Below are 14,333 nucleotides of genomic sequence, written 5' to 3'. Positions count from 1 at the left end.
CGGAGGCGAATCGAGCCCATCGTCGATGCCGGATCAGCTTTTATCCTGCATCGATCAGATCCGCTGGCCGCTCGTCGACACACATGTCCAACACCCAAGAAAGCGATCATGCGATGGCTGATCACCCGAACCGGACACAGGCACGTCTGGCCGATCTCGTCGAAGCCACCAAGCTGACGGGAGCGGGCCGCTTGCAGGAAGCGTCCGATCTCATTCAGCGCGGCCTGTTCGGGAGCCAGGGCGCCAGCCATTCCGGTCAGACGGCGGACGCCGCAACCTCCACGCATTCGGCAGGCGGGATCGCGGAAGGTCTGCACGATCAGTTTCGTGGGGCCCTGGATCAGGTCGCGCGGAAATTCGGCCTGTCGTCGCCATCCGGCGCGGTCGCTCAAGGCGCGAATGCTCCCGCTCCGGCGACGTCCGGCTTCATGGGGTTCGATCCTGCGACGCTGTTCCGGGACGGAAACGTTCCGTCTCTCACTACGGGAGAGGGAACTTTCACCGCGCATTCCTTCGCCAACGAAGCGGGTGCGCGCGACTACAAGCTCTACATTCCCAGCCGTACGGTCACCCATCCTCCCCTGGTTGTGATGCTGCACGGCTGCACCCAGTCACCGGACGATTTCGCTGCCGGAACCGGCATGAACCTCCTTGCCGAGCAGGAAGGGTTCCTCGTCGCCTATCCAGGCCAGAGCACGAGGGACCATGGCCAGCGCTGTTGGAACTGGTACCAGCCCGGCGATCAGGCACGGGGCCTGGGCGAGGCCGAGATCATCGCTGGCCTTACCCGTGAGGTGATGCAAAGCTACGATGTCGATCCGCGCAGGGTCTACATCGCCGGCCTCTCGGCCGGTGGCGCGGCCGCCGCCAACGTGGCCCTGGCCTATCCCGATCTCTACGCCGCCGTCGGCGTGCATTCCGGCCTCGCGGCCGGATGCGCCGGCGACGTCTCTTCGGCGCTGACGACGATGCGTCTCGGGCCTTCGGGAGCCGCCGCCACTCTGCAGGGAGGGACGCCCCGCGTTCCGACCATCATGGTTCACGGTGAGAACGACAGCACCGTCCACCCGCGCAATGGCGAGCAGGTCCTGCTCCAGGCCGGCGTCGATGCGCTCACGCCTTCCGTCTCGGACGGCGTGAGTCCGGGCGGGCTCTCCTATATCCGCACGCGTTATGCCGACGAGACCGATCGTGTGGTGGTGGAAAGCTGGGTCGTGCGCGGCCTCAACCATGCCTGGTCGGGGGGCGACCCGTCGGGCAGCTACACCGACCGTCGCGGACCCGATGCGTCACGGGCGATGGTCGATTTCTTCATGGCCCACCGCCTCGACCGACCGCGCCAGTGAATCGCTGTTAGACCGCTACGTTGTCGATGAGTCGCGTCGAGCCGAGATAGGCGGCGACCAGAATCCTGGTCGCTCCCGTGGCGTGTTCCACCGGGGCCAGCGTGTCGGCATCGCACACGCTGAGATACTGGATCGTGCTGAACCCGGCCTCGATCAGCCGATCGGTCGAGGCGGAGACGAGGGGGGACGCGGCGTTCCCCGCCCGCAATCCTTCGGCGATGATCGACAGCTCGCGATGCAGAAGAGGGGCGATCCGTCGCTCCTGTGCATCGAGGTAGCGGTTGCGGGAGGAGAGGGCGAGGCCGTCCTCCTCTCGCAATGTCGGGACGCCGCCGATCGCGACGGGAATGTCGAGGTCACGCACTGCGCGGCGGATCACCTGCAATTGCTGGAAATCCTTCTCGCCGAACAGAGCGGTATCGGGCTGGACCTGATTGACGAGCTTCGTCACCACCGTGGCGACGCCGGAGAAATGGCCCGGCCGAAAGGCGCCGCACAATCCCTCGCTGATGCCCGCTACTGTGAGGCTGGTGGAGAAATCCGTCGGGTACATCGTCTCCACGGTGGGACAGTAGGCGGCATCGACGCCCGCCTCCGACAGGAGCGCGAGATCGGCCTCGGTATCGCGCGGATAGCGCGAGAAATCCTCGCTCGGCCCGAACTGCGTCGGGTTGACGAAGATGCTGACCACGACCCGCTCCCCCAGTTCACGCGCCCGGGTCACGAGGGAGAGGTGGCCCTGGTGCAGGGCACCCATGGTGGGCACGAAGACGACACGGTCGCCCGCCGCCTTCCAGGCGCGGATGCAGGCCCGCATGGAGTCCACCGTGTCGAACCGGACCGGGGTGACGGGCGAGGCTTGGCTGCTCATCGGGGCTCTTCGGCGGGACTTTATGAGGGGTGTGGATCGTGCCTCGACTATCCCAGATCCATGCCGGAACGCCAGATGGCGCCGTTGGGCGACGTCAGTTGCAATAGGGCAGCAACGACCTGCCGAACGGATCGTCGACGCCCAGTGCCGGCTTGAAGCCGTAATAGCTCGGTTTTCCGAGCCCGTAGGTCGATCCGACATAGCTCGGATCGTCCGGCGCTTCGGTGGGGATGGGTACGCTTTTCGGGATACAGGCGACCCGTCGGGGTCTCGCACGCTCCCGTCGCGGCGTGCTGTCCTCGTCCGCGCGCGGAAAGTAACGCGGCGGCGGCTCGGCTCCCGGAACAGGGCGGTTGGCCTCCACACCGTAGGGGGTGGACCAGCGCTCCCGCGCGTCTGCGGCCCGGGCCGGGCCGTCCAAGACGGACGCGACGAAACTTGCCGCGATCAGCACCCTCGCGGCATGGCCTCCTGCTGTCTCGCGCCCTCGACTCATGTCATCCCGCTGCGTGCTCCCGTCGCCGGAAGCCCTGTCGATGGGCGTTCACCGCCCAACTCCCCGTCCGTGGACGAGGCTCGAAATTCTCAGAACAGGGTGAACGAAACGTTACCGTCGCAAAGCCCGACCATCGAGATCCGCCAACGGGTTGACCGGCTCGGCGGAAGGCCTGTCGATCTTGAACGGCTTCGACAGGTTGCCGGCTAATAGAGCCAGGTCCGGTGTCGTTTCCTCGGTTCGGCCATAGAGCGAGGCGTCTAGGGCGGCCAGTGCCTCGGAGATGACCGGAGTGGAGCGCCAGAGCCGCGCGAGTTCGGGTTCGCGCTCGAAGATCGGGCCGAGGGCAGCGCGGAAACCCAGTCCGTCGCCGGCCTCCGCGTGACGTGCGAGTTCGCGACGCGTCGCACGGTCGAGGCGCAGGGTCCGAGAGCGCCTCGGAACGCCAAAGCCGATGAGGGCGAGGCCGAACCCGAAAGCTCCCATTGCCGCAGCCGCAACGACCATCGGCGAGGCCGGGGCGACGGGTTTGGCGTCCTCGTCCCGGTCGGGCAGGCCGCCGCCGATCTGGCGGGCCGGGATTTCCGCTTCCCGCAAGGTCCGCGAGACGGTGTCGAACCAGGGGATGGAGATCGCATCGAGTGGGACGATCTCGGTGACGGCAGGGCGCACGTCCCATTGATAGGTCGCCCGCGCCACCGGACCAGTCGGGGTGATGATCGTCTCGCGGGTCACGGGGCCGGCGAAGGTGAGGATACCGCGTGTGCGCATGACCGGCCTTGGCGGCAGCCCTTCGGCCACCAGCCCCTGCGCCTCCAGGGTGACGATGCGCCTCGTGGTCTCGCCGATCTTCACCGTTTCGGGATCGGGGCTCCAGGAATCCGTAATCGTGACGTCCCGCGCCGGTAGCCACCACGGCTCCTTTACGTCGGGGCCGCCCACCGGCTTCGTCCAGGTGGCGACGGGCAGCGAGACCGGTACGGAGGGAACGTCCACCACCTTGCGGGTGCCGCCGTCGTTGATGGTGAGGCGGTGGATGAACGGGTCGATGGTGAAGTCGCCCGGATGGTGCGGGAAGATCGCGATGGTGCGGTCGAAGGCTACCGCCACCTGTCCGTCCGGCAGGCGTGTCTTCGACCAGGTGTCCCGGCCGAGCTGGGTCCAGCTGAAATTCGCCAGCGACGGCTGGACGACCTCCTCCAGCAGGATCGCCTGCCGGTAGACGCCGCGAATGTGGAGCAGCACCATTTCCCGCGAGAACGGCGCAGCGTTACCGTTGAGCTCCGGCGTCACCGTCAGGGTGAGGTCGCCGGGAGCGATTTCGGCCTGTGCGGGAGCGGCGAGGAATAGGAATGCGCCGAGCATGAGGATGCCACGCCGTCCGTGATCCCTCCCCCCTCTGCGGGGGAGGGTGGCCCGCGAAGCGGGTCGGGAGAGGGGAGCGCCAGTTCCGGAGAGGTCGTCCCCTCTCTCGCCTGCTCTGCAGGCACCCTCCCCCGCAGAGGGGGGAGGGTTGGTATCCGGGCGATACACTCCGCTCACCATGGGTTGCTTCCCGCCGGGACCGCCGTGCCCGCTTCCACACGCACCGCTTGCTCGGCTTTCAGGCGCAGCTTGAGATACCGGCCCGGATCGTCGGGTAGGGTCTGGAGCCAGAGGCGGTCGGGGCGGATTTCGTGCGCTTCGAAGCTCTTCGTCACGCGCCGCGCCTCCCGCTCCGGGGCGGCGGCGACCATGGCGGAACCGGCGCCCGTGCGTCCACGACCGGCTGCATCGCTGGCCGAGCCTCTCGCTTCACCTTTGCCGGAATCCACCGATTGCTGCTCGGCCTTGCCGCGCCGTGCCACCTTGCTGTTGCCCGGCGTCGAGGAGGAGGTGCCTCCCTCCTTGTTGCCGGCCAGTCCCTCACCGACGGAGGAGGCCTTCATGTCGTCGTTGGGATCCTGATTCGAGGTTTTGTTGTAGCGCGAGCCCACCGTCGCGGTGGCATTGGCGAGGCCGCCGCCCTTGCCCGGATCGCCCGGCCCCTCGGCTACGAGGCGGGCGACGAGGGAACGATTGGCCTGCGCATCCGCATCGCGTGGATTGTACTGCAGGGCGACATCGTAGGCGTCGATGGCGCCCTGGAAGTCGCCCGAGCGCGCGAGCGCATTGGCGAGATTGTAGGCGTTGCGCCGGCCGCCATTCCGGAAGATGGCGATGGCCTCCTCGTAGCGTCCCGCCTCGTAGAGCGCGGGCCCGCGCCAAGCCGGATCGGCAAGGATGGTGGCGGCGGCGTTGGGCAGGCCGAGGCTCATCAGGCTGCGGCCAAGCGTCGTGCGCGGCTCCGAGACCAGGGTGAGGCCGAGAATGCCGGCCCCCGCCAGCGTGATGCCGGCGATCCTCGCCCAGCCGGTCCAATGCCGGGGCAAGTAACGGGCGAAGGGAAGACGATCAGGCAAGGAGACACGCGCGGTGCTCATCAGGCGCTCCTGCGGAACAAGGCGAGGGCCGGAAGCAGGGCGAGGAGGATCAGCCAGCGTCCCAGATCGGCGAAGGCGAGCACGGTGTAGCCGCCCGCCGCCAGATGTTGCGCCGTGCTGGCGCCGACGATGTCGAGGAGGGCGGCGGGCCTGTCGAGATCGACGGTGAGGCCGTTGCCCGTGCCGGTCACGCGGTCGAGGGCCGCCCGGTCCGGCTTGGGCGATCCCACCGGCAGGGAATTGGTGGCCGGAACGAACACGGCATGGAGATGCCATCCCTTGTTCCGAATCGCAGTGGCCTCGCGCATGGCGGCATCGCCAATCCCGTCGCCATCGGTGACGAGGACCACGTCGCCGGCGATGACGCCGGCCTCCTCCAGGGTCCGGCGTGCGATGGCGAGGCCGCGCTCGGGATGGGTGCCGCGATCGGGCACGGTGTCGCCGTCGAGGGCGAACAGGACGAGGCTCAGGGCGTCGCGATCCGTGGTCGGCGGGGCGGCGAGATAGGCGTCACCAGCATAGACCACCACGGCGACACTGCGGGTGCCCGCCGCCTGGGCCACGCTGTCGGCGATCTGGCGAACCTCCTTGAGGTGGCCGCCCTCGGCCACGGAGCGCGAAAGATCGATGACGACCACCGTCGCATCGAGATTGCGGAAGGTCGCCGCGTCCGGGCGCTCGATGGCCGGTCCCGTGAGGGCGACGGCGATGAGACCGGCCGCGATGGCCGCGGCGAGGTTGGCCTGGCGCCGACCACCGAGGACGGCTCCGCGCGTCTCGAGGAAGGCCATCAGGCCGGGATCGACCGCCTTCGCCCAATCACCCAGCGGGGCCGAGCGCCAGGCCGCGCGCAGGGCGAGGACGAGGATGACAGGAATCGCCAGGAGCCACCAGGGCCGCAGGATGGCAAGGGAGAGAAGGGCGCTCATGCCTTGCGCCTCGCCACCAGCAGGCCCGCCGCACAGAGGAGAGCAAGGCCGGCGGGCCAGGGCCACAGGTCCTGCCGCAGGGGGACCGGGGGAGCCTTGGCCCGACCCCCTTCGATGGCATCGATCGAATCGGCCATGGCGATGAGGTCGTCGGTGGTCTTCACCCTGAAGAAGGTGCCCCCGGTGAGAGTCGAGATATCCCGCAAGGTCTCGGCATCGACCACATCCTGCTCGCCGTCGGCATTGGACATGTCACGGGGGCCGAGCGCGATGGTGTGGACCTTGACGCCGAGTTCCTTGGCCAAAGCCGCCACGTCGCGCGGCGTGGTCTGGCCGGCATTGTTGGCCCCGTCCGTCATCAGCACCACCACCTTCGATGTGGCCTGCGGGATGTCGGACGCCTCGCCGGAGGTGGCAGGCACCAGCCGCTTGAGGGCGAGGCCGAGACCGTCGCCGATGCCGGTGGAGCGGCCGACGAGGCCGATCGTCGCCTCGTCGAGGGCGCGCGCCACGGTATTGGTGTCGAAGCTCGGGCTCGCGGCGACGTAGGATTCGTTGGCGAAGATCACGAGGCCGATCCGGTCCCCGGCCCGGCGGCGGATGAAGTCGGTGCCCACCCGCTTCACCGCGGTGAGCCGCGTCACGGTCTCGCCGTCGATGGCGAAGTCGCGGCGCTCCATGCTGCCGGACAGGTCCATCACCAGCATGATCTCGCGACCCGAGGCCGGAAGCGCGGTGGCGGGCAGGACGAGGCGGGGGCCGGCGAGCGCCGCCACCAGGGCGGCCCAGAGGGTCCAGATCAGGAGCGAGCGCCTGCGCCCGCGCGCCGCCACGCCGTCCCCTCGGGCGGAGCCCATCACGACGGTGGACGGAACGCGCAAGGCACCGCTCGATCCCATCCGCTCGGGCGGCAGCAGCCGGGCCGCGAGAAAGGGCAGCGGCAGGAGCAGCAGCGCCAGGGGCGCGGCGAGATCGAAGGCCGAGAGGAAAGCGGTGAACCAGGCTGGCATCGGCTCAGGCCCTGATCCGCGCGAAAAAACGGCTGAGTTCGGAATCGAGGGTCTCGACGTCGGCCGGGGAGGAGCGCCGGTACAGGCCCTCCGTCACGACCCTGCCTGCGCCCTTGCTGAAGACATCCGTGGCGAAGAGGCGGTCGAGGGTGGCCGCCCAGTCGCGTCCCTGGGTCGAGGCGGCCTCGTCGCCGGCGAGCGTCCGGGCGAGGCGCCGCAACAGGCGGGCCTGCGCGATGAGGCGTGCGTCCGGAGCGAGTGTGCGCGTCTCGGCGAGGCCGCGCAGGGCCGAGGCCCGCACCGAAGCGTTCGAGCGCGCCCGCATCAGCCTGACGAGGCCGACGAGAAGGGCCGCGACGAAGCCCAGCGCGATGGCCAGCACCACCTCGCCCTGCGCGCCACTACCCGCATCGGCCGGGAGGTGCAGGCCGCGCAGCTGGGTGAGATCGGTGGGGGAGCTAAGCGGGTTCACGCGCTACAGCACCGCATCGAGACGTTCCATCAGCGGAGCATAGGCTTCGGGGCCGGCCTCCACGTCGAGGCGCAGACCCTCGATGCCGCGCCGCGCATAGGCGATGAGTCGGTCGTCGGGCACGCCATCCGTATTGGCGGCGGAGCGCCCGACCTGAACCGTGCCGCGCTGCCCGTCCGGCGTGGCGAACGGAAAGAACCCCGCCGGCTTCCTACGCTCGAACGCATCGCTGACGAGGACGAGGCGGATCGACAGGCGCTCGGCCAGCACGGTGAGCAGGTGGTCGAATTCAGGCCCCGGCGCGTCCAGCGCGCTCCCGATGACGAGATGGCCGCCGGACGGAAGCAGGCTCGCCGCCACGGTGAGGCTGCGGTCTAGGGGGGGATCCTGCATGTCCGAGGCGGCGAGCGCCTGGGCATGAGCCATGGCAAGGGCACCCGTCACCGCCGTCATGGCCCGCTCGCCGCCGCCGGGACGGACCACCACCGGCTCCCCCGAGGACGCGGCCACGAGACCGATGCGGCCACCATCGCCGACGATGCGCCAGCCGAGCAGCACCAGGGCTTCGGCCGCGGCCACCGAGCGCAGGGCGCGACGCGTGCCGAACAGCATGGAAGGGCGGAAATCCGCCAGTAGCACCACGGCGCGGTCGCGCTCGTCATGGTGGGTCCGCACGTGGAGGATGCCGGTGCGGGCGGTGGCGTTGCGGTCGATATGGCGGCGGTCGTCGCCCTCGGACCAGAGCCGCACGTCGTCGGGCTCCGATCCGCGTCCACGCCGGCGGGTGACGATGCCTCCGGGAAGACCCGCCAGGGTGCGGGTGGCCGGCGAGACGCCGCGTCGGGCGAGGTGGCGTAGTCCCATCAGGGCTTCGCCCGAGAGATGGATACCGGGGCCGTGTGCGGAGCCCGTGCTCGGGCCGGAGGGGGACGCCATGGCTGTGCTACCCGACCATTCCGCCTTCAGAGCGCCCGGACCCGCTGGACGAGGCCCTTGATGATGCCCCGCGCGGTCTGTCCCTCGGCGGCGGCGCGCCAGGTGAGCCCGATCCGGTGCGCCAGGGCGTCGGCGGCGAGATCGGAAATATCCTCCGGGATCACGTGGTCGCGGCCACGCAGATAGGCCCGTGCCTTGCCGGCGAGCATGAGCGCCAGCGTCCCGCGCGGGGAGGCCGGGTGCTCGATCGAGGCGCGGAGATCCGGGGCCGCCTTGTCGGTGCGGGTGCCGGCCACGAGCCGCACCAGATAGTCCTTGAGGGCCGACGAGACGTGGACGTTGAGGGCCGCCGCGCGGGCGGCGCGGATCTCCGCCACGGTGAGCTTCACCGGCATCGCCTCGGCATGGTGGTTCAGTTCATCCTCGACGAGGTCGAGGATGCGGCGCTCGGAGGCTTCGTCGGGCATCTCCACCACCACATGGAGGAGGAAGCGGTCGAGCTGTGCCTCCGGCAGCGGGAAGGTGCCCGCATGCTCGATGGGATTCTGGGTCGCCACCACCATGAACGGGTCGGGCAGGACATGGGTATGGCCAGCGACCGTGATCTGGCCCTCTGCCATGGATTCCAGCAGCGCCGACTGCACCTTGGGCGGGGCGCGGTTCACCTCGTCCACGAGGATGAGGGAGTGGAACAGCGGACCGGGCAGGAACTCGAAATCACCGGCATCCTGGCGCCAGACGGTGGTGCCGGTGAGATCGGCCGGCATCAGGTCGGGCGTGCATTGGATGCGGGCGAAGCTGCCGTCGAGCCCGTCCGACAGGCGCTTGACCGCGCGCGTCTTGGCGAGGCCGGGAGCTCCCTCGATGAGGAGATGGCCACCGGTGAGAAGCCCAATGAGCAGGCGCTCCACGAGGGTTTCGGCGCCGATGAGTCCGTGGCTCAGGCCATCCCGCAAAGCGAGGATGCGTGCGCGAAGCGCCTCGTCGGCGGCCGGCGCCGCCGAGGTATCGGGACGCATGGCCAGTGTCGCGTCGCTCATGAGCGCGCGTCGGCCGGAGCCGCCCGCTGGGCTGCCGCAACGGATAAGCGGGGCATGATCGTGGCAGGGCCGGCGTACAGCACCATGCGCGTCTCCTCGGGCGGATTCTTAAGAGATCCCTATGTCGATTGGGTTTGCATGCAGCGGAGCACCGGCGTCAATCCCGTGGGACGTTTCCCGTGAAACACGAGGGTGAGATCGGGCAGAATGCCCGACCACCGGGATTTCATGAAGTCGAATGCATGCAGAGCGGATTTCTCTGCCGATCCCGAGGATCTAAGCCGGAATTCGGCGTTATGTCGCATCCTGCTAGACGTCGGTGGAAACCGAGGGCCGACCTCCCGGTTTCCGTGCCAACCCAGCGGACAGACTGGAGCAGACCATGAGTACAGACCTCTTCCCCGGCTTCAGCGCGGACTGGATCGACATTCTGGAGGGCCGTTTCTTCGCCCGCAGCGGCGGTCGTGAGGATGCGCCTCCCGTCATCCTCCTCCATGGATTTCCGCAGACCCATGCCTGCTGGCACCCCATCGCGCCGGCTTTGGCCGAGACCCATCGCGTGGTGTGCCTCGATCTGAAAGGCTACGGCTGGTCGGAAGCGCCCAAAGGTGATGCCCATCACGAGGCCTATTCCAAGCGCCGCATGGGTCGCGACGTGGTGGCGGTCATGGAGCGGCTCGGCCATGTCCGCTTCGCACTCGTGGGTCACGATCGCGGCGGGCGAGTGGGCTACCGACTCGCCCTCGACGAGCCGGGCCGGATCGAGCGCCTCGCCCTTCTCGACATCCTACCCACCCTCGTTCAGTGGGAGCGGATCGAAGCCGATCCCGACGTGTCGTCGCATTGGGCATCCCTGGCCCGGCCGGCCCCCGGTCCGGAGGAGGAGATCGGCCGCGATCCGGTCGCCTATTTCGAAGCCCTCCTTCGGCAATGGAGCAATGCCCGGAGCCTCGACCCCTTCGCCCCGGAAGCCTTGCGCCTCTATCGCGAGAACTGGAACGTGCCCGAGCGCATCCACGCCTTCTGCGAGGATTACCGCGCCGGCGCGACCCGCGACCGAGAGGCCGACCTCGACGACCTCGCGGCGGGCAAGACCCTTTCCTGCCCGACGCTGATCCTCACCGGCGACGGCTATCTCGACCATTCTCACGAAACCCCGCTGGCGGCGTGGCAGCGGACCTTCGCGCCGAAGGCCGAGGCCGCGGACATCACCTCGGGGCATTTCCTTGCGGAGGAGAATGCCCCCGAGACGCTCAAGGCCCTGCGGGCCTTCCTCGGTGGCTGACGCGCGAAGCGTCACCGTTTCGTCATGGGCGGGCGACATGCAGCGCCCATGACTGCGCTTCTCGCTTCGCCGCTGCCGGAATTCGTGAATTCCGCCTTCAGCCTCATCGTCGCTTTCGTGCTCGGCACGATGATCGGGGCCGAACGGCAATATCGCCAGCGTACGGCGGGCCTGCGCACCAATGTGCTGGTGGCGGTGGGGGCGGCGGCCTTCGTCGATCTCGGCATGCGCCTCGAAGGCACGCGCGGCGCGGTGAGCACGGTCGCTTACGTCATCTCCGGCGTCGGTTTCCTCGGGGCCGGCGTCATCATGAAGGAGGGCATGAACGTGCGTGGCCTCAACACCGCGGCCACCCTCTGGTGCTCGGCGGCGGTGGGGGCCTTCGCCGGGGCCGACTTCCCCCTGGAGGCCTGTTTCGTCACGGTGGCAATCCTGTCCGGCAACACTCTGCTGCGGCCCCTCGTCAACGCCATCAACCGCGTCCCCATTGATGAGAGCCAGACCGAGGCCACCTACGAGGTCCAGGTCACGGTGCCGGCCGAGCATGCCGGCCCCGCCCGCGACCTTCTCGTGGAACGGCTGGAGGCGGCGCATTACCCGGTCGGCGGCACCGAGGTGGTGGAACGCGGCGAGGAGACGGTGGAGGTGGTGGCGACCCTGGTGGCGACGGCGGTGGAGTCCGCCGAACTCGACGCGGTGGTGGCCGGGCTGGAGCGCGACGAGCGGATCAGCCATGCCACCTGGTCGGTCCAGACTGCCGATTGAGCGCGTCCGCCGCCATTGCCGCCGTGAGGAAAAGACCAAACTAGGCCCGTGATGCCGGGCCTCGCCCCGGCGATGGAGGACCCTAACCATGGCCGGAACACGTAGGAACGCATTGATCGTCGGGGCTTCGCGCGGCCTGGGCCTCGGATTGGTGGAGACGTTCCTTGCGCACGGCTGGGCCGTCACCGCCACCCAGCGCTCGCCTTCCGCCGGATTGGCGGCTTTGGCCTCCGACGCGCTCGGCATCGAGATCGCCGATATCGATGATGACGCGGCGGTTGCCACTCTCCACGATCGGCTCGCTCACCAACGCTACGACCTGATCTTCGTGGTGGCCGGCGTGGCGACCCAGGCGCACGATCCTACCCATGACGTCCCGCGCGATGTCGCCGCGCAGGTCTACCTCACCAATGCCATCAGCCCGATCCGCTTCGCCGAACGGTTTCGCGATCGGCTGGCGGGAAACGGCCTCATTGCCTTCATGAGCTCCGTCCTCGGCAGCGTCTCCCTCAACGAGAGTGGCGGATGGGAGACCTACCGCGCGAGCAAGGCGGCGTTGAACACGCTGGCCATCAGTTTCGAGATCCGTCACCGCGACGAAGGGTTTGGCGTGGTCCTTCTCCATCCCGGCTGGGTCCGCACGGAGATGGGTGGCGAGGAGGCGGATCTCGACGTGGCGACGAGCGTCGCCGGTCTGGCCGACGTCATCGAGAACCGGCTCGGCAAACCCGGCATCGCCTATCTCGACTATACCGGCGCGACCTTGGCCTGGTAGGCGGTCAGCGCCGCCCGTCGAGGGGACGGCCGCGCCGTTCCACCACGACGGGCGGGCGGGTACGACGCTCGACGATGACGGTGCGCGGCGCCCGGCTCGGGCTGCCGGCGGTGAGGATGCGCTCGGAGATCTTCTCGGGCTTCTGCTTCCCGGCGGCGAGTACGTGCGGGCGCACCTCGTCGAGGGGAAGTCCGATCAGGCCAGCGGCAATCTCGACCTGCTGTTCGAGATCGTCCGCGAGATCCTGCGCGGCAGCGACCGCCTCGGGGATCGTGGGCGGTTCGCGCCGCACGCGGATCGGGGGCAGGTCCTGGAAGGATTTCGGCGTCTTCTTCACGACTCGGCCCACGCTCGACATGAGCCGAGGATAGCGCGACAGGGGCTCCGGTGCATTGCACCATTTTAACGATGCACCCACGCGTTTCGCGCATTCCCCACCGTTGGAGTCGGAATTTCCGCCAGATCGAGGCCGGGATGCCATTTCCCTATTCGATTGCCTGAGCGAATGCCCATCGGAGGAGCAAGATACGCGTCATTATGACGCATATTCCAGTGGCTCCGTTGGGGCCTCGTCCGATGCGTTGCGCGCCGTCGGGCTCCCGTCGATACTGCGCCCATCATGTTTCCCATCACCGATCTCACCGATTCCAGGCTGGTCCCGGCCCGCCCCGACCTCGCCGATCTCCGCCTTAGCGGCCGGATCGACGCCGACCGCTATGTAGCGGGGCAGCCCGGCCGGCTCATCGTGGCATCCGCCCCCTTGCGGCGGCGATCGAGTCTCGACGCCGGCATCGAGACCGAAGCGGTCATGGGCGACCCCCTGACCCTCTACGACACGAGCGACGGCTTCACCTTCGTACAGTTCGAAACCGACGGCTATGTCGGCTACCTACCGGCGGAATCCTGCGCCCCGGGCGTCCCGTCCCCGACCCATCGGGTGACGGCCATTCGGACCTTCCTCTATCCGGCCGCCAACATGAAACGGCCACCACTCGGGCACGTGAGCCTCGGCGCAGGGCTGGGCGTCACCGGGCAGGAGGGTGAGTTCCTGCGCTTGGCGGAGGGCTCTTACGTCTTCGCCGATCATTGCGCTCCGGTCGGCATCGTGGAGCCCGATCCTGCCGCCACCGCCGAGCGTCTCGTGGGTACGCCCTATCTGTGGGGAGGTCGCACCAGTCTCGGGCTCGATTGCTCGGGCCTCGTCCAACTTTGCCTCGCCATGGCGGGCATTCCGTCTCCCCGCGACGCGGATCAGCAAGAAGCGGCGCTCGGCACGGCGCTGCCCCAGCGCCTCGACGGCCTGGTCCGGGGCGACCTCGTCTTCTGGCGCGGCCATGTTGGGATGATGCTGGACGAGACCCGCCTCATCCACGCCAACGGTCACCACATGGCGGTGGCGGTGGAGCCCCTGGCGGGAGCGGTGGAGCGCATTGCCGAGAAGAGCTACGGCGTGGTGACCTCGCTCCGGCGCATTACGGCTTCAGCCGGGCCTTGATTCGGGTGATCAACCCGTCACGGACGTCGCGATAGGCTTCGAGGCGCTGATCGCGTGAGGCTTCCTGCATCAAGGTCGGGTCCGGCGTCGGCCAGTATTCCACATCGACGGCGTTGGTGCGGGTGACCTCCAGGGCCGCGTGGTGGGCCTCGGGCGACAGGGTGATGATGAGGTCGAAATTCAGCCCCTCCCACTCCTCGAGTTCGAGGAGCGTCCGGGGCCGGTGTTTCGAGGCGTTGATGCCGATCTCGTCGAGGGCCGCAACCATGAACGGGTCTGCCGGCTCGCCGGAACGGACGCCCGCCGACTGCACATAGGTGGACTTGCCGAAATAGTGACGCGCCACCGCCTCCGCCGCGAGGGACCGCACAGCGTTGAAGTTGCACATGAACAGCACCGACTGCACGCGCGTCTTCTTCGGGCCGGCCTCTTCCGCCATCCGGTGACTACC

General features: G+C 68.6%; 16 protein-coding genes. 5 read left to right on the top strand and 11 right to left on the bottom strand.

Going from position 1 to position 14,333, the window contains the following annotated elements; all coding sequences use genetic code 11:
• The first annotated feature begins 113 nt into the window (after window positions 1-113).
• Complete coding sequence (locus tag RQI43_RS14905; RefSeq protein ID WP_311275640.1) at window positions 114-1,346, top strand: PHB depolymerase family esterase; 1,233 nt, start codon at window positions 114-116, stop codon at window positions 1,344-1,346.
• 7 nt (window positions 1,347-1,353) lie between these two features.
• On the opposite strand, the gene panC is transcribed toward RQI43_RS14905, so the two are convergent.
• The 9 genes from panC to RQI43_RS14860 all read right to left on the bottom strand — a co-directional run bounded on the left by panC (window position 1,354) and on the right by RQI43_RS14860 (window position 9,562).
• Window positions 1,354-2,217, bottom strand: coding sequence for a pantoate--beta-alanine ligase (gene panC / locus RQI43_RS14900; protein WP_311275639.1), 864 nt, complete (start codon window positions 2,215-2,217; stop codon window positions 1,354-1,356).
• A 94-nt stretch (window positions 2,218-2,311) separates the two neighbouring features.
• A complete protein-coding gene (locus RQI43_RS14895; protein WP_311275638.1) occupies window positions 2,312-2,713 on the bottom strand; it encodes a hypothetical protein in 402 nt (133 codons plus the stop codon).
• A gap of 111 nt (window positions 2,714-2,824) precedes the next feature.
• Entirely contained in the window at window positions 2,825-4,078 is a 1,254-nt protein-coding gene (locus RQI43_RS14890; protein WP_311275637.1) for a hypothetical protein, read from the bottom strand.
• Window positions 4,079-4,251: 173 nt separating this feature from the next.
• Complete coding sequence (locus RQI43_RS14885; RefSeq protein WP_311275636.1) at window positions 4,252-5,175, bottom strand: tetratricopeptide repeat protein; 924 nt, start codon at window positions 5,173-5,175, stop codon at window positions 4,252-4,254.
• Entirely contained in the window at window positions 5,175-6,104 is a 930-nt protein-coding gene (locus RQI43_RS14880) for a vWA domain-containing protein (RefSeq protein ID WP_311275635.1), read from the bottom strand. Before RQI43_RS14880 ends, RQI43_RS14885 begins: the two co-directional genes overlap by 1 nt.
• Window positions 6,101-7,114, bottom strand: coding sequence for a VWA domain-containing protein (locus RQI43_RS14875; protein ID WP_056422927.1), 1,014 nt, complete (start codon window positions 7,112-7,114; stop codon window positions 6,101-6,103). The genes RQI43_RS14880 and RQI43_RS14875 overlap by 4 nt, the downstream gene beginning before the upstream one ends.
• 4 nt (window positions 7,115-7,118) lie before the next feature.
• Window positions 7,119-7,586, bottom strand: coding sequence for a DUF4381 family protein (locus tag RQI43_RS14870; protein ID WP_311275634.1), 468 nt, complete (start codon window positions 7,584-7,586; stop codon window positions 7,119-7,121).
• A gap of 3 nt (window positions 7,587-7,589) precedes the next feature.
• Complete coding sequence (locus tag RQI43_RS14865) at window positions 7,590-8,522, bottom strand: DUF58 domain-containing protein (RefSeq protein ID WP_405030629.1); 933 nt, start codon at window positions 8,520-8,522, stop codon at window positions 7,590-7,592.
• Between the two features lie 26 nt (window positions 8,523-8,548).
• A complete protein-coding gene (locus RQI43_RS14860) occupies window positions 8,549-9,562 on the bottom strand; it encodes an AAA family ATPase (RefSeq protein ID WP_405030628.1) in 1,014 nt (337 codons plus the stop codon).
• Window positions 9,563-9,944: 382 nt separating this feature from the next.
• Here RQI43_RS14860 and RQI43_RS14855 point away from each other — a divergent pair, with 382 nt between their 5' ends.
• The 3 genes from RQI43_RS14855 to RQI43_RS14845 all read left to right on the top strand — a co-directional run bounded on the left by RQI43_RS14855 (window position 9,945) and on the right by RQI43_RS14845 (window position 12,387).
• Entirely contained in the window at window positions 9,945-10,847 is a 903-nt protein-coding gene (locus tag RQI43_RS14855; protein WP_311275633.1) for an alpha/beta hydrolase, read from the top strand.
• Window positions 10,848-10,895: 48 nt separating this feature from the next.
• On the top strand, window positions 10,896-11,612 hold the full coding sequence (locus RQI43_RS14850; RefSeq protein WP_311275632.1) for an MgtC/SapB family protein: 717 nt from the start codon (window positions 10,896-10,898) through the stop codon (window positions 11,610-11,612).
• Between the two features lie 88 nt (window positions 11,613-11,700).
• Window positions 11,701-12,387 (top strand): SDR family oxidoreductase, encoded by a 687-nt coding sequence (locus tag RQI43_RS14845; RefSeq protein ID WP_311275631.1) that lies wholly within the window; start codon window positions 11,701-11,703, stop codon window positions 12,385-12,387.
• Window positions 12,388-12,391: 4 nt separating this feature from the next.
• On the opposite strand, the gene RQI43_RS14840 is transcribed toward RQI43_RS14845, so the two are convergent.
• Window positions 12,392-12,724 carry a hypothetical protein gene (locus RQI43_RS14840; protein WP_200919017.1) on the bottom strand — a complete coding sequence of 111 codons (333 nt, stop codon included), beginning with the start codon at window positions 12,722-12,724 and terminating at the stop codon, window positions 12,392-12,394.
• Between the two features lie 282 nt (window positions 12,725-13,006).
• Here RQI43_RS14840 and RQI43_RS14835 point away from each other — a divergent pair, with 282 nt between their 5' ends.
• Window positions 13,007-13,882, top strand: a complete 876-nt coding sequence (locus RQI43_RS14835; RefSeq protein ID WP_405030627.1) for an NlpC/P60 family protein — start codon at window positions 13,007-13,009, stop codon at window positions 13,880-13,882.
• Here RQI43_RS14835 and RQI43_RS14830 read toward each other — a convergent pair.
• Window positions 13,860-14,321: a low molecular weight phosphatase family protein gene (locus RQI43_RS14830; RefSeq protein WP_056422907.1), complete on the bottom strand. Its 462-nt coding sequence runs from the start codon at window positions 14,319-14,321 to the stop codon at window positions 13,860-13,862. The two genes, RQI43_RS14835 and RQI43_RS14830, sit on opposite strands and share 23 nt — an antisense overlap.
• Between the last annotated feature and the right edge of the window lie 12 nt (window positions 14,322-14,333).

The sequence above is a fragment of the Methylobacterium sp. WCS2018Hpa-22 genome (assembly GCF_031843785.1).
In the GTDB taxonomy this organism is placed as follows: Bacteria; Pseudomonadota; Alphaproteobacteria; order Rhizobiales; family Beijerinckiaceae; genus Methylobacterium.
The sequence above is the reverse complement of the archived record's forward strand: the minus strand, read 5'-3'. Positions and strand labels throughout refer to the sequence as shown.